At 75.7% G+C, this 17,598-nt stretch carries 15 protein-coding genes; 5 read left to right on the forward strand and 10 right to left on the reverse strand.

Annotated features, from left to right (window positions below; all coding sequences use genetic code 11):
* Positions 1-119: 119 nt before the first annotated feature.
* Both JOE68_RS28085 and JOE68_RS28090 read right to left on the reverse strand, forming a co-directional pair.
* Positions 120-632 carry a DUF2938 domain-containing protein gene (locus JOE68_RS28085; RefSeq protein ID WP_204845387.1) on the reverse strand — a complete coding sequence of 171 codons (513 nt, stop codon included), beginning with the start codon at positions 630-632 and terminating at the stop codon, positions 120-122.
* Between the two features lie 47 nt (positions 633-679).
* A complete protein-coding gene (locus JOE68_RS28090; RefSeq protein WP_307819944.1) occupies positions 680-1,345 on the reverse strand; it encodes an ArsR/SmtB family transcription factor in 666 nt (221 codons plus the stop codon).
* A 368-nt stretch (positions 1,346-1,713) separates the two neighbouring features.
* On the opposite strand from JOE68_RS28090, the gene JOE68_RS28095 reads away from it, so the two are divergent.
* A complete protein-coding gene (locus tag JOE68_RS28095; protein ID WP_204845389.1) occupies positions 1,714-2,775 on the forward strand; it encodes a methyltransferase in 1,062 nt (353 codons plus the stop codon).
* A gap of 171 nt (positions 2,776-2,946) precedes the next feature.
* Here the strand turns inward: JOE68_RS28095 and JOE68_RS28100 are convergent, their stop codons facing one another.
* On the reverse strand, positions 2,947-4,992 hold the full coding sequence (locus JOE68_RS28100) for an acyltransferase family protein (RefSeq protein ID WP_204845390.1): 2,046 nt from the start codon (positions 4,990-4,992) through the stop codon (positions 2,947-2,949).
* A 521-nt stretch (positions 4,993-5,513) separates the two neighbouring features.
* Positions 5,514-6,647 (reverse strand): hypothetical protein, encoded by a 1,134-nt coding sequence (locus tag JOE68_RS28105; protein WP_204845391.1) that lies wholly within the window; start codon positions 6,645-6,647, stop codon positions 5,514-5,516.
* A gap of 356 nt (positions 6,648-7,003) precedes the next feature.
* Between JOE68_RS28105 and JOE68_RS28110 the strand changes: the two genes are divergently transcribed.
* Entirely contained in the window at positions 7,004-7,972 is a 969-nt protein-coding gene (locus JOE68_RS28110) for a nitrilase family protein (RefSeq protein WP_204845392.1), read from the forward strand.
* A 12-nt stretch (positions 7,973-7,984) separates the two neighbouring features.
* Here the strand turns inward: JOE68_RS28110 and JOE68_RS28115 are convergent, their stop codons facing one another.
* From JOE68_RS28115 to JOE68_RS28125, 3 genes are all read right to left on the reverse strand, one after another.
* Positions 7,985-8,833, reverse strand: a complete 849-nt coding sequence (locus tag JOE68_RS28115; protein WP_204845393.1) for an arylamine N-acetyltransferase family protein — start codon at positions 8,831-8,833, stop codon at positions 7,985-7,987.
* Between the two features lie 275 nt (positions 8,834-9,108).
* Positions 9,109-9,909, reverse strand: a complete 801-nt coding sequence (locus JOE68_RS28120) for a GNAT family N-acetyltransferase (RefSeq protein WP_307819946.1) — start codon at positions 9,907-9,909, stop codon at positions 9,109-9,111.
* Positions 9,910-10,294: 385 nt separating this feature from the next.
* Positions 10,295-11,665 carry an MFS transporter gene (locus JOE68_RS28125; protein ID WP_204845394.1) on the reverse strand — a complete coding sequence of 457 codons (1,371 nt, stop codon included), beginning with the start codon at positions 11,663-11,665 and terminating at the stop codon, positions 10,295-10,297.
* 73 nt (positions 11,666-11,738) lie between these two features.
* On the opposite strand from JOE68_RS28125, the gene JOE68_RS28130 reads away from it, so the two are divergent.
* Positions 11,739-12,338 carry a TetR/AcrR family transcriptional regulator gene (locus JOE68_RS28130; protein ID WP_204845395.1) on the forward strand — a complete coding sequence of 200 codons (600 nt, stop codon included), beginning with the start codon at positions 11,739-11,741 and terminating at the stop codon, positions 12,336-12,338.
* An 18-nt stretch (positions 12,339-12,356) separates the two neighbouring features.
* On the opposite strand, the gene JOE68_RS28135 is transcribed toward JOE68_RS28130, so the two are convergent.
* From JOE68_RS28135 to JOE68_RS28145, 3 genes are read right to left on the reverse strand one after another with little or no spacing between them, the layout of a single operon-like run.
* The gene (locus JOE68_RS28135; RefSeq protein ID WP_204845396.1) at positions 12,357-12,695 is read right to left on the reverse strand and encodes an STAS domain-containing protein; all 339 of its coding nucleotides are present in this window, start codon (positions 12,693-12,695) and stop codon (positions 12,357-12,359) included.
* Positions 12,692-13,969 carry a PP2C family protein-serine/threonine phosphatase gene (locus JOE68_RS28140; RefSeq protein ID WP_239562378.1) on the reverse strand — a complete coding sequence of 426 codons (1,278 nt, stop codon included), beginning with the start codon at positions 13,967-13,969 and terminating at the stop codon, positions 12,692-12,694. The genes JOE68_RS28135 and JOE68_RS28140 overlap by 4 nt, the downstream gene beginning before the upstream one ends.
* Positions 13,966-14,769, reverse strand: coding sequence for an alpha/beta fold hydrolase (locus tag JOE68_RS28145; protein WP_204845397.1), 804 nt, complete (start codon positions 14,767-14,769; stop codon positions 13,966-13,968). The genes JOE68_RS28140 and JOE68_RS28145 overlap by 4 nt, the downstream gene beginning before the upstream one ends.
* Positions 14,770-14,940: 171 nt before the next feature.
* Between JOE68_RS28145 and JOE68_RS28150 the strand changes: the two genes are divergently transcribed.
* Together JOE68_RS28150 and JOE68_RS28155 are read left to right on the forward strand one after the other, a co-directional pair.
* Positions 14,941-16,671, forward strand: a complete 1,731-nt coding sequence (locus JOE68_RS28150) for an amidohydrolase (protein WP_204845398.1) — start codon at positions 14,941-14,943, stop codon at positions 16,669-16,671.
* 39 nt (positions 16,672-16,710) lie between these two features.
* The gene (locus JOE68_RS28155) at positions 16,711-17,340 is read left to right on the forward strand and encodes a TetR/AcrR family transcriptional regulator (RefSeq protein WP_204845399.1); all 630 of its coding nucleotides are present in this window, start codon (positions 16,711-16,713) and stop codon (positions 17,338-17,340) included.
* Positions 17,341-17,598 lie beyond the last annotated feature (258 nt).

Raw genomic sequence — 17,598 nt, forward strand, 5'->3', positions numbered from 1 at the left:
GGTCACGCGGCCCGGGACGGGCCCCGCGGCGCCGGGTCCCGCCGCCGCGCCCGGACGAGGCGGACGGCAGAGCCCGCGCACCTGCCGGTCGGCAGGTGCGCGGGCTCTGCCGCGTCAGCTCAGCACCCGTTGCGCGGTCGCGCCAACCGGGTCAGGGCGTTGCCCGCCAGGTACAGGCCCACGCCGTAGAACGCGTGGGCGCGCACGCTGCGCAGGCGCGCCACCGTGGGGTCCGGGGTCTTGGACGCCGCCACGCCCATGCCGAAGGCCGGCTGCATGATGAACCAGGGCGCGGCCGTCGTGGCCAGCCCGGCGATCATGGCCGGCACCAGCGTGGGGTGCCGGGACCACGTGGGGTGGGTGGCGACCAGCGCGCCGGCGAACGCGGTGCCGATGCTGTAGTGGGCGACCCAGCCGATCTCGCGCTCGTGCGGCACCGGCTCCGCCGTGCGGATGTTGTCGTGCTTCAGCTTCCCCTCGCGCATGTGGCCGATCCAGCGGCCCAGCAGGCGGTAGTCGAGCGGCTCCACGCCGGTCAGCTTGCGCACGACCTCGCCACCGAGGTCCATGACCGCGGTGGCGCCGACTCCGATGGCCACGGAGCGGGCGAGCATCGACAACAGTCTGGACATGTCTCTCCTTCACTGGAACCAGGTGGTTGATGCCGGCCGCATCGGGCTCAGGACGTGCCGACGGACAGCGGCTTGCCCGCCAACTGCCACTCCAGGATGCCGTCGGCCAGCCGGTAGGCGCGGAACCCGCGAGCGGTCAGCAGCCGGACGGCGTCGTGGGAGAACGCGCAGTAGACACCGCGGCAGTAGGCCACGATCTCGCGCTCGGGGGGGAGCTCGTCGAGCCGCTCGGCCAGCTCGCCCATGGGGATGGAGATCGCGCCCGGGATGTGCCCCGCCGAGAACTCCTCCTCGGGCCGGACGTCGACCACGATCGCCTGGCCGGCCTCGACCCGGCGCAGCAGCTCCTCCCGGTCGATCTCCTCGGTGTCGTCCGGTCCGAGGTAGCGGCGCGCCGACGCGTCGACCCCGGGCGACTGCGCCGCGGCGACCGTGAGCAGCCGGCAGTACAGCTCGGCGACGTCGGGTCCGCCGATGTGGTGGCGGATCGTGGTGCCCTCGCGCACCGTCGTGACCAGGCCGGCCTGCTTGAGGACCTGGAGGTGGGCCGAGGTGGTGGTCACGTTGAGCTCGGCCGACCGCGCCAGCTCGACCACCCCGCGCGGGCGCTGCACGAGCAGGTCGATCAGCTCCAGGCGCTTGCCGTTGCCCAGCGCCTTGCCGACGCGCGCCAGCTCCTCGAACAGGGCGGAACGGGACCGTTCAGCGTCCACTCGGCACCTTAAACCTCGTCTTCCACGATTCCATGGAACAGTGTACCTTCGGCTCGGTGCGAGGCCAAGTCGAATGCGGACCGCGGTCGACCGCGCCCCGGTGGCGCGCCGGTCCGCCGGCCCGCCGCGGTCGGGCCGCACCCGGCCGGACGTCGCCGTCGAGCGCGTTCGACCGTCCACTTCGGACATCCGGCGGATTCCCGAAGCGCCGGCCGCCACCTCTCCGCACGTCACCCGCGTCCGGACCGCCCACGAACCCCTGAGGGTGCTTCCGCGCGCCGCGGCGGTGCCCGACGATCGGGCGGGGCGGGGCCGCGCCACCGGCGGCCCCGGTCTCGGCTGAGCCGATTCCCTATTGGAGGACAGAGATGGCGGAAACCGACGACGAGCGGGCCGGCGCGCGCAGCCTGCTGATGCAGCGGCTGTTCGGCTCCCGCGTCACCGAGGTGCTGGCCGCCATGGCCAGGTTGGACCTCGCCGACGCGATCGGGGACGGCATCGCCGACGTGCACGATCTCGCCCGGTCCTGCGACCTGCCCGCGGACGGGCTGCACCGGTTGCTGCGGGCCCTGGCCGGCCTGGGGATGTGCGAGGAGAGCGAGCCCGGCAAGTTCGCGCTCACCGCGAGCGGCGCGTTGCTGCGCAAGGACCACCCGGAATCCGTGTACGACTTCGCGCGCTTCCACACCGCGCCGGAGACCACGCGGCCGTGGACGAACCTGGAGCAGGCACTGCGCACCGGGCGCCCCACCTTCGACGAGCACTTCGGCAGCCCGCTGTACGAGTACATGGCCGGGCACCCGGAGCTGTCGGCGCGGTTCGCCGCGGCGATGCGGGGCGAGAGCCTCGCCACCGCCGACACGATCGCCGAGCACTACGACTTCAGCCCCTACCGCACGGTGACCGACGTCGGCGGCGGCGACGGCACGCTGATCACCGCGATCCTGCGCCGCCACCCCGACCTGCGCGGGACGATCTTCGAGACGCCGGAGATCGCGGAGCGGGCGGCCGAGCGCGTGCGGGCCGCCGGGCTGCACGACCGCTGCGCGGTCGTCAGCGGCGACTTCTTCGACCTCGTGCCGGGCGGCGCGGACCTGTACCTGGTCAAGAGCACCCTGCACAACTGGGACGACGAGCACGTGGTCCGCATCCTGAGCAGCTGCCGGACCGCCCTGGCCGACCGCGGGCGGCTGCTCGTCATCGACGTGGTGCTGCCCGACCGGGCCGAGCCCGACCCGGCCGAGCTGAACCCCTACGTCAAGGACCTGCAGATGCTGGTGCTCCTCGGCGGCCGGGAGCGCACCCGCGCCCACCTCGACCGGCTGTGCGCGCGCGCCGGGCTGGTCATCGACCGCGTGCTCCCGCTGCCCCCGCACGTCGGGCTGAGCCTGACCGAGGTGGTGCCGGCGCCGGCCGGCCCCACCCCCTGACCGGGGGCGGCCCGCCGCACCGGCATCGCGGCGTTCCCGGCCGGCGGCCACCGGCCGGGAACGCGCCCTCGGCGACCGGCGGGCCGCGACCGTCCACTCAGGACCGCCCCGGGGCGGGGGCCCCGGCGGAGCGCCGGGTGGCGGCGCGCCGCCCCGTCCGGCGCTCCGGGGTCACTGGCTCTGGCCGCCCACCGGTGACAGCGAGTCGATCGCGCGCTCGACGGCCGACGCCATGGTCTTCATGTAGGTGGCGCTGATGTGGCTGTCGTCGAGGTAGACGTGGACGTTGCCGATGACCGGCGGGCAGTGGTCCCCGGGGCAGAAGTAGTCGCTGAAGTCCAGGAACTCCACGTTCGACGGCAGGTCCGGGATGCTCGCGTACGGTGGCTCCGGGCTGAGCAGGGTGGCCCGCGGGGCGCCGCACCGGGGCGCTGCGGCGCCGTGGGTGCTCGCGCACTCCGAGGGCTTGAACGGGTGGCGCGGGTTGTCGCGCACCGCCGCCACGGCGATCCCGGCCTCCTCCAGCTTCCGCCACTGGGCGACGAACCCCGGCGGCGTCTCCTCGGTGAGCCCGGCCCGGACGTCCCGGGTGCCGTTGGTCAGCACGAGGTCGGGCCGCAGGGACAGGATCTTGTCGAAGGCGTCGGCGTTCCACCGGAGGCACTTGGCGTCGCCGGGCATCGCGTTGGACTCGGCCGAGAACGGGCAGGCGCCCTTGTTCATCGCGACGACCTCCCAGTTCCGCTGCCGCGCGACCTGCCCCAGGGCGGCGAGGTACTGCTGCATGTGCGAGTCGCCGACGACCACGATCCGCTTGTCGGGCGTGCCGGTGACGGGGCTGTGGCAGTACGTCAGCTCCTTGTTGTACGGCGCCGTGGTGCAGGTGCTGCCCTCCAGGCCCGCGAAGTCCTTCGGCAGGGCGACCAGCGGCGGCACGACGGAGGCGTCGTCCGAGCCCCAGTACCGGAAGCCCGGTTCGAGGGCCGCGGCGCCGGGGTGGTCCGGGTCGTCGACGGCGGCGGCGTGGGAGGAGGCTTGGCGCTCGGCGACCACCTGCCAGCAGCCGGCCGCGACGAGGACGGGGGCCATCGCGAGGCCGGCGAAGCGGTAGGCGCCCCAGCGCGTGGCCGAGCCGGGGGACGACCGGCGCACGGGCTGCTCCACCAGGTGGTGGGTCAGCACGGCCAGCGCCAGCGACAGGCCGACGATGCCGAGGCCGCCGCGCAGCCCGGCGCCGGTCCGGTCGTGGACGACGAGGTAGAACACCAGCACCGGCCAGTGCCACAGGTAGAGGGCGTAGCTGAGGTCGCCCAGGTAGCGCAGGGGGCGGGTGGACAGCAGCCGGTCGGCGCCGAACCTGCTGCCGGACGAGCCGGTGGCGATCACCGCCGCGGCGCACAGCGTCGGCCACAGCGCGGCGTAGCCGGGGAAGGCGCTGCCCACCCGCAGGACGAGGCCGCAGGCGACCAGCCCGAGCAGGCCGAGCCAGCCCAGGACGAGCCGGACCGGGGCGCTCGGGGCGAACGCCGCGGTGGCCAGCGCCAGCAGCCCGCCGAGGGCGAACTCCCAGGCCCTGGTCAGCGAGTGGAAGTAGGCCAGCGGCTGGTCGACGGCGGTCAGCGCCACCGAGCAGGCGAGCGAGGCGGCGAACACCACCAGCAGCAAGGCGCCCACGGCGCGCCGCGGCGCGTGGCCGGCGCGGCGGGCCACGGCGACGACCAGCGCCACCAGCAGCGGCCAGAGCAGGTAGAACTGCCCCTGGATGGACAGCGACCAGAAGTGCTGGACGGCGCTGGCCTCGTTGTGCCGGCCGAAGTAGTCGGCGGCGTCCGCGACGAGCTGCCAGTTCTCCAGGTACAGCGCGGCGGCGACCACCTCGCGGATGGTCTGGAACCACTGGTTCTCCGGCAGCAGCACGACGCCGGCGACCAGGACGGCCGCCAGGACGGTCAGCGCGGCGGGGAACAGCCGCGTGATCATCCGCCCCCACAGCGGCCGGAACTCGATGCCGCCGCCGGCCGCCGCGCGCAGCAGTTGGCCGGTCACCAGGAAGCCGGAGATCAGGAAGAACACGTCCACGCCGCCGGACACCCGGCCCAGCCAGACGTGGTAGACGACGACCAGGGCCGCGGCGACGCCGCGCAGCCCCTGCAGCTCCGGTCGGAACCGGCGGGTGGACGAGCGGGGCGGGGCGGACGCCGCGGTGGTCGTGGGCACGAGCGACTCCAGGGCACGGTCGGGCAGGGACGCCGACCAGACTTCCCGGCACACCAGCGGTCCCGCGTCGAAGCGGGCACCGACACCCCACCGTACCGAGCCGGGCGCACCGCGCCCGACGGGGGTCGGCCGCCCGGACCGGGCGGGTGGTCGCGCGCGGCGCCCGATCGCGCTCCCCGCCGGCGGTCCGCAGGCCGCCGGCCTGCGGCGAACCGGGTGGTGGCCACTCAGGTGCCCGGCGGGTCGGCGCCGGCGACCGCCCGGCGCCGGTGGGCGACGCCACAGGGGGATCGCCGCACGGCCCGGGGCGGCGCGCCGCGGACCACTCGACCGGGCGCGCGCGGACCGGCGGCGCCGGGCCGCAGGTGGTGCTCGACGGCGTCGGCGGGGCGGAGGCGTTCACCGCGATCGCGGAGGGCGGCCGGTTCTCCGCCCGCGGGGCGGCCGGTGGGGGGTTCGCGCCGGCCGCACCGACCCCCGACCGGCTCCGGCGCGTGCCCGGCAGCCGGTCGGGGGCCCGGTCACAGGACCCACTTGACGGCGTGCCACGTGCCGCCGGCCACCTCGGCGGCGCCGACCACGACGCCGCGGTCGTTCACGTCGCGCGCGCCGCTGCTCGGGCCGCCGAGCGACGGCAGCCGCGTGTGGGAGTCCTCGTCGGCCCCCCAGAGCATCGCGCGGCCGGTCGGGCCGGCGCCCTTGGTCGTGCCGACGGCCGTGCCCGCGCGGTTGGCGGTGGCGATCGCGTAGTTGACGGACAGGAACTCCGCCTCGGTGGTGCCGGGGCGCCAGCGGGCGCCGTGCAGGCGGCCCCGGTCCGAGCGGGCGCCCAGGACCGTGCCGTCCTCGCCGATGCCGGTGGCCCGCAGGTCGGCCCCCAGGTCCGTGCCGCGGCCGGCGGGGTCGAAGCGGACGGCGTGGGAGCGCCCGTCGCGGTCGACGGCGGTGGCGGCGACGACGCCGGCGTCGTCGATGCCCGCGGCGAAGCCCTCGGTCGAGCCGTCGAACGCCAGCGGCGTGACGCCGCCGTCGGGCGTCCAGACCACCGGGTGCAGCCCGGGGTCCGGGCCGCCGCGGCCGGAGTAGCCGACGACCAGGCCCGCGCTGTTGACGTCGGACGCCTGGGACAGCCGGTCGCCGGGCAGCTCGGCGAGCCGGACGACGCGCCCGGAGCGGTCCCACGCCACCGCGTGCTGGTCGTCGCGGTCGGCCCCGACCGACACGCCGACCACCGTGCCCGACTCGTTGATCGCCCGCGCGCGGGTCTCCACGTGGCCGGGCAGCGGGGGCAGGTGCTCGATCACGCCGTCGACCCAGCGGACCGCGCGCTGCGGCCCGCCCTCGGCGGAGGAGTGGCCGTACACCACGCCGGAGTCGGTGATCCCGCTCGCGGTGCTCGCCACGTCGCCGGGCAGGGTCCCGAGGTCGGTGATCCTGCCGTCGGGCGTCCACGACACGGCGCGGAGGGGGCTGTCGCCGGCCCCGGTGCTCGAGTGGCCGACCACGACGCCGGCGTCGTTGACCCCGGTGGCGTGGCTGCGGTCGCCGCCGGGCAGCACGCCCAGGTCGACGGCCCGCGCGGTGGCGGACGCGTGGGCGGGAGCCGCCGCGGAGGTGAGCACGACGGCGGCGATGACGCTGAGCAGTCGGCGCATGGCCCCACGCTAACGCCGGCCGCGGATCGCCGGTAGTGACCACACGTCGGCACCCCCACGACCCCGGTCGGAGCAGGATTCCCCGTCGTACAAGGGATTCCTCCCGACCGGAACACCGCCGCGGCGGGGGTCCGCCGCCGCGGGGGCGCCCCCGGCCGCCGGCCCGACCGGCGCGGTGCGGGCAGCGGGCCGCCGGGGGGCCGTACCGCCGGACCACGACGACGCCGGTCCCCGCCGCCGGGTGTGGCAGGATTTCCGCGGTGCCTCGGCCGGGGCCCCACCCGAGGGGCGGCCGGTCGTGGCGGTCCCGCCGGCACGGTGGTGGCCGCCCGGTCCGCCGGTCGGTTCAGGGAGGGATGACGGACATGCGTATCCAGGCCGCGAGCGTGCAGTTCTGCCACCGCGCGGGGGACAAGGAGCACAACCTCGCCACGATCGCCCGGTTCGTGGCGGAGGCCGCGGCGCGGGGTGTGCAACTGGTCGTGTTCCCGGAGATGTGCATCACCGGCTACTGGCACGTCGTCGGCATGGACCGGCCCGGTATCGAGGCGCTGGCCGAGAGCGTGCCGGACGGGCCGAGCACCACGGCGCTGCTGGCGCTGGCCCGCGAGCACGGCGTGGTCATCGGGGCGGGGCTGCTCGAAGCCGACGGCGACGCCCTGCACAACAGCTACGTGGTGGCCGAGCCGGACGGCAGCTGGCACGTCCACCGCAAGCTGCACGCGTTCGAGAGCGAGCACATCACCCCGGGGGACCGCTACACCGTCTTCGCCTCCACCCTGGGCTGCACCCTGGGCGTCCTGATCTGCTACGACAACAACATCGTCGAGAACGCCCGGATGACGGCCCTGCTCGGCGCCGACATCCTCCTCGCGCCGCACCAGACGGGCGGCGTGGCGTCCAGGAGCCCGCACGCCATGGGCACGATCGACCCCGCCCTGTGGGAGGCCAGGCACAGCGACCCGGAGGCCGTCGAGGCGGAGTTCCGCGGTGACAAGGGCCGGGGCTGGCTGATGCGGTGGCTGCCGGCCCGGGCCCACGACAACGGCATGTTCCTGGTGTTCTCCAACGGGGTCGGGCTCGACCACGGCGAGGTCCGCACCGGCAACGCCATGCTCATCGACTGCTACGGCCGCATCATCGCCGAGACCTGGCGGGCCCGCGACGAGATGGTCTGCGGCGAGCTGGACCTGTCCCTGCTGGCCCGCAGCACCGGCCGCCGGTGGCTGCGGGGCCGCCGCCCCGAGCTCTACCGCGCCCTGGCGGAGCCGACCGGCCGGGAGCTGGGACCGGTCGAGGCCCGCTTCTCACCGGAACCGACCTGACCGCACGGCGCGTCACCCGCGCTCGGGCCGGAGCGCGAGCCGGGTTTCGTGCTGGCGGCAGGCTTTGTCCCACAGGCTCGTGACGTCGACGCCGTCGAGCGGGACGCGGAACCCGTCGGCCAGGATCGCGGCGAACTCGTCCTCCGAGGCGAGCACCCGCGTGGTGCGCCCGTTCGGGACGCCGGGCCCGGCGTCGACGACCGTGCGGGACCGCAGCACGGTGGTGGTGTCGACCCCGGAGCGCCCGGCCAGGAGGGTCTGGACGAACACGGAGTCCGGTGACCCCACCCGCCACGCGCACGCCTCGGCGAAGTCCGCCACGTCCAGGGGGGCGGTCCGCAGGTCGAAGGACGTGAAGGCCATGCGCGGGTGGTGGCGGAACTGCCACAGGTCGCCGTCGAGGCGCCGCACCTCGTACCGGAACCGGTGCTGCCGGTGCACGCCGGGGCGCAGGGGCACGGGCAGCAGGAACCCGTCCATCAGCCCGACGTCGGCGAGCCAGCGCTCGCCGTCCAGGTCGACCAGCAGCGGCATGTGGTTGCGCCAGGCGGACTCGCCGCGGACCTCCCGGTCCACAGCGGCCTCGACGGCGGTGACGGAGAAGCCGAGCGCCCGCAGGACCAGCGCCAGCGCGGCGTTCTGCTCGTAGCAGAACCCGCCGCGCCGGCGGGCGACGAACTTGTCGATCAGGGCGTCGGGTTCGAGGGACAGCGGGCGGCCGAGCTGGATGTCGACGTTCTCGTACGGCACCGCGCTCGCCCAGGCGCGGTGCACGGCCCGCAGCCCCGCCAGGTCGGCGCGCACCGGCGCGTCGACCCCGATGCGCGCGAGCGCGGCACGCAGGTCGAGCCCGGCGCTCACCGGCTCGGCACCGGCGCGCCGCGGTCTTCCCCGACCCGGCGCAGCCGGTGGTCGGCCGGCGTCCGGTCCGATCGCCCGCGACCGGGTGGGCGAACCGCGGTGAGGTGGCGAAACCGGTCGTGCGCGGCAGTGGGGCGTCCGGGCGGGTGTGCCGTCACCAGCCGAGCATACGACGGCGGCCCGTGCGCGAAGCGGACGTCCTCCTCCGGCCGGCGTGGCCGCCGTCGACCGGCGCGGTGACCACCACGGGCGGAAGTCCTGTCAGGACGGGGGAATCAGCCCTTGAGGCCGTAGAAGTGCAGCGGTGAGTTGGGCCGGTAGCCGATCCGCCGGTACACCGGCGCGCCGGCCGCGGTCGCGTGCAGGGTGGTGCGAGTCAGGCCGGTGGCCCGCCCGCTCTCGTGCAGGGCTTTGCGCGTCACCGCCTCGCCGTAGCCCCTGCGCTGCCAGTCCGGGTCGGTGGCCACCAGCGCGACGAACAGGCGGCCGTCCACTTCGACGCTTCCCGCGCACGCCACGGGAACACCGTCGCGCACCCCCAGGTAGGCGTGGACCTCGTCCTTCCACAGGGCCGAGCCGGCGAGCCCGTCACGGCCCTGGTCCGGGGCGAAGCCGTAGGCGCGCGAGTTGAGGTCCGCCAGGGCGTGCAGGTGCTCGTCGGTGGTCACGCGCACGAACGCCAGGTCGGGGTGGCTCGGCTCGGCGAGGGGCAGCAGGTCACCCGCCATCCCCTGCCCGGAGAAGGCGTGCCCGAGCCCCGCCCGCTCCGCCGCCGCGCCCAACCCGGCCCGCGCGTCCTCGGCCAGCAGGTCCTCGAAGAGCCACAGGAAACCGGGGTGGCGCTTGGCGCGCATGATGTCGGCGGCCTGCTCCAGGCGTCGGCCGAGGAGCCCGGCGTCCGCGCCGACGTCGGTCAGGGTCACGCAGTTCCAGAACGGGAACCGGCAGTCGGCCCAGCGCACGGCGATGCCCGGGAGGTCGCGCACGTCGCCGCCGGGGTCCCGGTCGAGCACCATCGCGCGCCAAGCCCCCGCGAGCTGCTCCACCGATTCGACCGAGTCCGCGAGATCGACCACCAGGACTCCCTCGGGTTCCGCCACTGCCGAGCCGTGCGCGCCGGCACGGGTGCCGGCACCTTATCGGACGGGAGCCGCGGAGCGGTCCGCGGCGCACCCCGGTGCGCGGCAGGACGGGCCGGCGGGCGTGCGCCGCGCGCAGTGCTGCCGGGCGCGGTGCTGCCGGGCGCGCGTTCCTGCGGTGGCGCTCTCGCCGCGCGGGGCGGCGAGATGCGGCGCGTCGTGCGGTGGGTGGCCGCCGGCCCCGCCGCCCACGCGGTGGCGCCGTCGCGCCGAGGCCCCGCGGTGACGGGGCGGCGTGCGGTGATCCCGGCCGCAGGCGCCGCCGGCTCCGGTGAGCGGCTGTGCCGGCCGGGCGCGGGGCCCGGCGGCGGGGGAGCGCCCCTCAGCTCGGTCGGCCGCGGTCGGGCGCCCTGCTGCCCCTGCGCAGCCCGGACGCCGTCGCGATGGTCGCGGCGGCGAGCGCGGTCAGGGCGACGAACGGCCAGACGGGCCCGTCGCCGGCCGACCCCCGGGACAGCAGGACGGCCGTCGCGGCGGCGCCGAGGGCGGCGCCGAGTCGCTGGACGATGTTGACCAGGGTGGTGGCGTCGCCCATGCGCTCGGCGGTGACCGCGGTGTAGGCGGCGGTGACCGCGGGCAGTTGCGCCCAGGCCAGGGCGCCGCCGCGCAGCACCAGGTCGGCGACGAGGACCGGCGCGGGCAGCCGGTCGAGCAGGGCCAGCGGCGCGGTGGTGGCGGTGAGCGCGACCGCGCCCGCCACGGCCACCGGCCCGGCTCCCCAGCGGTCGGTGGCCCACCCGGCGAAGTACAGGGCGACGGCGGTGCCCGCGCCCGTGGCCAGCAGCAGGAAACCCGTGGTCCCGACGTCGGTCCCGGTCCGCGCGTGCAGGACCAGCGGCAGCGCCAGCAGGCCGCCGTGCAGGGCCGCGCCGGTCAGGCCCGCCGTGGTGGCCGCGGTGGCGAACACCGGTCGGCGCAGCAGCGACAGGTCGAGCAGCGGCGCGGCCGTCCGGGTGGCGTGCCGGGTGAAACCGGCGGTCAGCACCCCTCCCGCGGCCACGGCGGCCACCGCCGGCCCGGTCGCCGCGCCGGCGCCGACCTCCGTGGCGCCGTAGAGCAGCAGCGCGAGCCCGGGGGTGAGCGCGAGCAGCCCGACCACGTCCAGCCGGCGGGTCCGGTCGCGCCGCCCGCCGGGGACGAGCCGGGGCGCCAGGGCCAGCACGGCGAGGCCGACGGGCACGTTGAGCCAGAACACCGCGCGCCACGACAGCGCCTCCACCAGCAGCCCGCCCACCGCCGGGCCGAGGGCCGGCCCCAGGGCGATCACCGCGCCCAGGGCGCTGAACAGCCTGCCGAGCTGGTCGGGTCGGGCGACCACGCCCAGGACGGCCTGCCCGGCGGGCACCATCAGGCCCCCGGCCAGCCCCTGCACGACCCGGGCGGCGACCAGCGCCCCCGCCGACCCGGCCAGGGCGCACAGCGCGGAGGCCGCCACGAACACCGCCACCGCCGCCGCCCAGACCCGGCCGTGGCCGTGGCGGGCGCCCAGCCACGCCGAGGCGGGCAGCGACCCGGCCAGGGCGAGCAGGTAGCCGGTGAAGACCCACTGCACCACCGGCAGCGTCGAGCCGAAGTCGGCGCGCACGGGCTCCACGGCGAGGGCGACGACGGTGGAGTCCAGCATCGCCATGAAGGCGCCCGCCCCGGTGACGGCGGCGATGCCCCAGACGCGTCCGGGGATGGGTTCGGTCATCGGCGCTCCGGTGGGCGGGCGGGTGCGGTGGCCGTGTTTTATCGTACCGCTGTACGACGAAAAGGGGTGCGCGATGCCGAAGCGGGTCGACCACGGGCAACGCCGGCGCGAGCTGGCCGAGGCGCTGGTGCGCTGCGCCCGGACCAGGCCGCTGCACGCCATCGGGTACCGGGAGGTCGCCGCGGAGGCGGGCGTGTCGACCAACCTGGTGCAGTACTACTTCCCGACCAAGGAGCAGCTGCTGCACGGCGGGCTGGCGCACCTGCGCGCGGTCCTGGCGCAGCGGCTGCGCGACCGCCTGCCCGGGAGCGCCGGCGACGACGACCCGGTGCGCCGCATCCGGCTGGTCCTGCGCGAACTGCTGCCCCTCGACCCGGTCAGCGCGGACCTGTACCGCGTGCACGCCGCCTACGCCGCCCTCGCGCTCACCGACCCCGCCCTGGCGGCCCGACCGCACACCGCGGGCCCCGACGAGATCCACCCCGAGCTGACCGCCCTGCTCACCGCCGCCCTGCCCCCGCACGTCGACCCGCACCTGGCGGCGGCGGCCCTGCTCGGCGCGGTCACCGGCCTGTCGGCCTACACCGCGTCCGGGTACCTCACCGGCGAGCAGGCCGCGCGAGCGCTCGACCAGCACCTCGACCTGGTCCTGGCGGCCCGTCGGCCGGGGTGATCGCGCGCCGCCGGGTGGTCAGGCGGTGAGGGCGGCGGCGGTGTCGGGGTAGAGGGCGAAGACCCGGTCGAGGCCGACGAGGCGGATCGTGCGCAGGGTGCGGGCGGGGACGGCGGCCAGCGCGATGTCGGCCCGGGCGGCCAGGGCCAGGTTGCGGGCGGCGAGCAGGGCGGTGAGGCCGCTGGAGTCGCAGAACCGCAGCCGCGACAGGTCCAGGACCAGGCGCTGGCCCGCCCGCAGGGGCAGCGCGGCGGCCAGCGCGCGCAGCTCGTCGGCGGTGCCGTGGTCCAGGTCCCCGGCGACGTGCAGCACCGGGCCGGTCGCGGTGTCGCGGGTGGTGATCGCGAGCGGGCTCATCGTGGCCCGTCCGCGGCGGCGCCCGGCGCGGGGACGCCGAGGGCGAGCAGGGCGGTGTCGTCGTCCAGGCCGTCGCCGAAGCCGTCCAGCAGGCCGGTCAGCGCCTCGACCAGCGCGCGGGGCGACGCCCCGGCGTAGCCGGCGGCGAACTCCTGGAGGGCTTCCTCCCCGTACAGGGCGCGCTCGGGGCCGATGCGGGCCTCGGTGAGGCCGTCGGTGTAGAGCAGGAGCGCGTCGCCGGGGGACAGGGTGGTGGTGGCGGGGGTGAAGGTGGGGTCGGGCAGGACGCCGACGAGGACGCCGCCGGGGGTGGGCAGGAAGTCGCAGTCGCCGTTCGCGCGCAGGACCAGCGCCGGGGGGTGCCCGCCGGAGGCCAGCCGGACGGTGAAGCGGTCGCCGCCGGGTTCGGCCTCCAGGGTGCCGACGACGGCGGTGCAGAAGCGGGGGTCGCCGGCGCTGTAGCGCTCGAGCAGCACGGTGTTCAGCGTGGTCAGCACGGCGACCGGGTCGGGGTCGTGCAGGGCCGCGGCGTGCAGGGTGTAGCGGGTCAGCGAGGTGACCGCGGCGGCCTTCGGCCCCTTGCCGCACACGTCGCCGAGGAAGAACGCCCAGCGCCCGCCGCCGAGGGGGAACAGGTCGTAGAAGTCGCCGCCGAGCTGGTCGGGCGAGGCGGTGTGGTAGTGGGCGACGGCCTCCAGGCCGGGCACGGTCGGCAGCGCGGCCGGCAGCAGGCTCCGCTGCAGCACCGCCAGCGCCTCCTGGAGCCTGCCGCGGTCGGTCTCGGCCTGCCGGCGGGCCTGCTCGGCCTCCTGCCGGCGGCGCAGCAGCTCCTGCTCGTAGGCGTGGCGGTCGCGGGCGTCGAAGACGGTGGTGCGGATCAGCAGCGGCTCGCCGTCCCCGCCGCGCTTGACCGCGGAGGAGACCAGCACCGGCAGCCGGCCGCCCTCGCCGGTCCGCAGCTCCAGGGCGATGCCGCCGACGCTGCCCTGCATCCGCAGCAGCGGCGCGAAGTGCGTCTCGTGGTAGAGCCGCCCGCCCACGGTGAGCAGGTCGGCGAACCGCATCCGCCCCACCACCTCGTCGCGGGTGAGGCCGAGCCAGCCCAGCAGGGTGGCGTTGACCTTGGCGATCGTGCCGTCCATCAGCGTGGACAGGTAGCCGCACGGCGCGGTCTCGTACAGCTCCTCGGCGCTGTCCTCCAGCAGCGCGGCGAACACCGCGTCCGTGCCGCCGGCGCCCCTGGGCTCGGGCTCGTGCCCGGTCCCGCACATCATCGCCGCCTCGCCAGGAACTCCAGGATCGCCGCGCTGGTGGCCTCCGGCGCGGACAGCTGCGGGCAGTGCCCGGTGGCGTCCAGGGTGACCAGCTCCGACCCGGGGATGGCCGCGTGCACGAACGCGCCGACCTCGCGCGGGGCGATCGCGTCGTGGGCGCACTCCAGCACCAGCGTGGGCACGCGCACCGACGCCAGGTCCGACCGGGAGTCGGACAGGAAGGTGGTGCGGGCGAACACGCGGGCCATGTCCGGGTCGGTGGCGCAGAAGCTGTTGGTCAGCTCCCGGCCCAGCTCGGGCCGCTCCGGGTTGCCCATGATCACCGGCGCCATCGCCGACGACCAGCCCAGGTAGTTCGACTCCAGCGACGCCAGCAGCTCGTCGACGTCCTCGGCGCTGAACCCGCCGCGGTAGCCGACGTCGTCGACGTAGCGCGGCGAGGGGGCGACCATCACCAGCGCCCCGATGTGCTCGGGGGCCTGCCGGGCGGCCAGCACCCCGATCATCGCGCTGACCGAGTGGCCCACGAACACCGCGTCGCGCAGGTCCAGCGCCCGGCACACCTCCACCGCGTCCTGCGCGTAGCCGGCCAGGTCCCGGTAGCGCTCCTCGCGGAAGGCCGACAGGTCCGACCGGCCCGCCCCCACGTAGTCGAACAGCACCACCCGGTGGGCCTCGGCCAGCGCCGGCGCGGTCAGCCGCCACAGGTTCTGGTCGCACCCGAACCCGTGGGCCAGCACCACCGCCGGTCCCTGCGGGTCACCCGTGACGGTGACGTTGTTCCTGCGGATGACGTCCATGGTCGCCATCCTTTCAGCCGCGCCGCGCCGCCACACCCCCCGACCGCGCGCCCGGTCGGCGCGGGTGTCTCCACCGGCTCCTCCGGAACCCCATTGCCATACACCTTGTTCGGACGACCTGTTCGGACGTAGAGTCCGGGCCTCTCGTCAGCGCGGATGAGGAGGAACCGGATGAGCAGGGACGACCGGGCCACGCTGTTCCACGGCGGCCGAGTGGTCACGATGCGGGAGGACGGCGCCGTCGCGGAGGCGATCGTCGTGCAGGACGGCCGGGTGGTGGCCACCGGCGCCGAGCAGGACATGCGCGCCGCGGCGGGCGACCACGCCAGGACCGTCGACCTGGCGGGCGCCACCGTCATGCCGGGGCTGGTCGACACGCACCCGCACCTGATCCACTGGAACGGCATCAAGCGGTCGGTCGTGGACCTGTCCGACTGCCGCGACCACGGCGAGATCGCCGCGCGGATCGCCGCCGCCGCGGCGCGGACGCCCAAGGGGCAGTGGATCCGCTGCTCCCCGGTCGGGGAACCGCACTACTTCCTGCGCCGCTCCTACCGGGACCTGGCCGAGGGCGAGCTGCCGACCCGGCGGCTGCTCGACGCCGCCGCGCCCGACCACCCGGTCTGGATCCAGGCGTGGGCCCCGGTGAACCCGGCCGTGACGGTGCTGAGCACGCGGGGGCTGTGGAACATCCAGGTCTCCCGGAACACCCCCGACCGGGTCGGCCGGGTCTCGGTGGAGAAGGACGCGGACGGCGAGCCCACCGGCCGGCTGCTCGGGCCGGTGAACAACTACTACAACAACGAACCGTGGTGGGACTCCGTGCTGGCCCGCATCGACGGGGTGTCCCCGGAGGACTGGTACGAGGGCGCCCGCAGCGGGATGGCCGAGGCGAACCGCGGGGGCGTCACGACCGTCTTCGAGGGGCACATGATGGACTGGCCGCTCATCGACGTCTACCGGCAGCACGGCAACGCGGGCACCCTGACCACCCGGGTCCTGTGCACGCCCGACGCCGAGCCGCACGGCCTGCCCACCTCCGTCCCGCTGACGGAGGCCGAGCTGGTCCAGCGGCTGGAACTGGCCTACCGCGTCCAGGACCTCTCCGGCGACCTGTTCCGCACGGAGAGCTTCCTGTGCTCGCGGGGCGGGCCGTTCAACCCCGGCATGATGATCCTCAACCGGAGCCACCGCGGCCCCTACGGCGAGTGGACGAAGGGCGTGGAGTTCATCCCGGAGTGGAAGGGCCGGCTCATGGTCGAGTTCGCGGCCGAGCGCGGGATGCGGATGAACCTCATCTCGGTGGCCGACCGCGAGCACGACGTCGCGCTGGAGCACCTGGAGACCGCCCGGCGCAGGTTCGGCGACTTCTCCGACCGGCAGTGGACCCTGCAGCACGCCTACTTCATGACCGACGAGCAGTGCCGGCGCTACCGCGACCTGGGGTTCCAGATCACCACCAGCACGTCCTTCTCGCACTTCAAGATGCACACCTTCCGGGAGCGGCTGGGCAGCGACAGCCTGCGGGACCTGATCCCGCTGCGGCGCGAGCTGGACCACGGCTTCGAGGTCGGCTGCGGCACCGACTGGGGGCCCTCGAACGTGTTCGAGCACATCGCCTTCGCGCAGACCCACCGCGGCGTGTTCGGCGACCGCAACGACGGCCCGGCCCAGGTGATCAGCCGGGAGCAGGCGCTGGCCACCTGGACCCGGTCGGCCGCGCGGGTCCTGCGCTGGGAGGGGATCGGCACCCTGGAGGCGGGCAAGCACGCCGACCTGATCGTCGTCGACCGCGACCCGCTCACGACCCCGACCGACGACCTGAAGGACACGAGGGTGCACCTGACCATGCTCGGCGGGCGGCCGGTGCACGACGAGGGCGTCCTGCACGACGTCCTCTAGGATCGGCGCCATGCTCCCCGGTCAGGCGCGCGGGCACTGATGCCGCCCAGGCGCGCGTCCCGCGGCGACCTGCGCGACGGGTCGGTCGAGGTCGCCATCGTGGACGCGGTCGGCAGGCTCCTGGCCGACCGGTCCATCGAGGACGTGGCGGTCTCCGACGTCCTCGGCGAGGCCGGGGTGTCGCGGGCGACGTTCTACTTCTACTTCGAGTCCAAGCACGCCGTGGTCGCCGCGCTGTTCGAGCGCGTCCTCGGCGAGGTGTACGCGGAGTTCGAGCGGCACTGGCTCGAAGTGGACGCCGCGGCCGGGGACGCCGCCGAATCCCTGCACGTGGCGCTGAGCGCGGTGTACCGCGTCTTCCTGGCGCACGGCCCCGTGCTGCGCACGGTCGCGCGCGCCTACCCCGAGCAGCCCGAGCTGGCCCGCGCCTTCGAGGGCGTGATGGACCGCCTGATCGCCGGCGCGGCGGCGAAGATCGAGGCCGACCGGGCGGCCGGCGTCGCGCCGGCCGGCCGCGACGCCGGCGAGCTGGCCTCCACCCTGGTGTGGATGAACGAGCGGTGCTTCTACGTCCACTCGCTGCGGCCGGACCGGGGGTGGTCCTCCGCGGAGGCCATGACCGGGTCGCTGGCGCAGGTCTGGGCCTCGGCCATCTACCGGCCGGCCTGAGCGGGCGCCCGGCCCGCCCGCCCGGGAGAGAAGCGTCACGCGGCGGCCGTGGCGGCGGACACCGGCCGGCGTGGCGGCGACCCCGGGTGCGACCAGGGGAGATCGGCCCGCGCCCGGGCGCGTGAGCAGCGCGGCGACCGCGCCCCGCGGTGGCGCCGCCGCCACCCCCGGGACGGGCGGAGTGTGCAATCACACACCCCGGTGGAAGATCAAATGTGCGGTTCCTGTCATCCGCGGTGAGCGGTCGTGCCAGCATTT

This window comes from Saccharothrix algeriensis (assembly GCF_016907655.1).
Lineage (GTDB): Bacteria > Actinomycetota > Actinomycetes > Mycobacteriales > Pseudonocardiaceae > Actinosynnema > Actinosynnema algeriense.

Coding starts and splice junctions, on each gene's coding strand:
- JOE68_RS28085 (WP_204845387.1), bottom strand. CDS start 632: ATGTCCAGACTGTTGTCGATGCTCGCCCGCTCCGTGGCCATCGGAGTC.
- JOE68_RS28095 (WP_204845389.1), top strand. CDS start 1,714: ATGGCGGAAACCGACGACGAGCGGGCCGGCGCGCGCAGCCTGCTGATG.
- JOE68_RS28105 (WP_204845391.1), bottom strand. CDS start 6,647: ATGCGCCGACTGCTCAGCGTCATCGCCGCCGTCGTGCTCACCTCCGCG.
- JOE68_RS28110 (WP_204845392.1), top strand. CDS start 7,004: ATGACGGACATGCGTATCCAGGCCGCGAGCGTGCAGTTCTGCCACCGC.
- JOE68_RS28125 (WP_204845394.1), bottom strand. CDS start 11,665: ATGACCGAACCCATCCCCGGACGCGTCTGGGGCATCGCCGCCGTCACC.
- JOE68_RS28130 (WP_204845395.1), top strand. CDS start 11,739: ATGCCGAAGCGGGTCGACCACGGGCAACGCCGGCGCGAGCTGGCCGAG.
- JOE68_RS28135 (WP_204845396.1), bottom strand. CDS start 12,695: ATGAGCCCGCTCGCGATCACCACCCGCGACACCGCGACCGGCCCGGTG.
- JOE68_RS28140 (WP_239562378.1), bottom strand. CDS start 13,969: ATGATGTGCGGGACCGGGCACGAGCCCGAGCCCAGGGGCGCCGGCGGC.
- JOE68_RS28145 (WP_204845397.1), bottom strand. CDS start 14,769: ATGGACGTCATCCGCAGGAACAACGTCACCGTCACGGGTGACCCGCAG.
- JOE68_RS28150 (WP_204845398.1), top strand. CDS start 14,941: ATGAGCAGGGACGACCGGGCCACGCTGTTCCACGGCGGCCGAGTGGTC.
- JOE68_RS28155 (WP_204845399.1), top strand. CDS start 16,711: ATGCCGCCCAGGCGCGCGTCCCGCGGCGACCTGCGCGACGGGTCGGTC.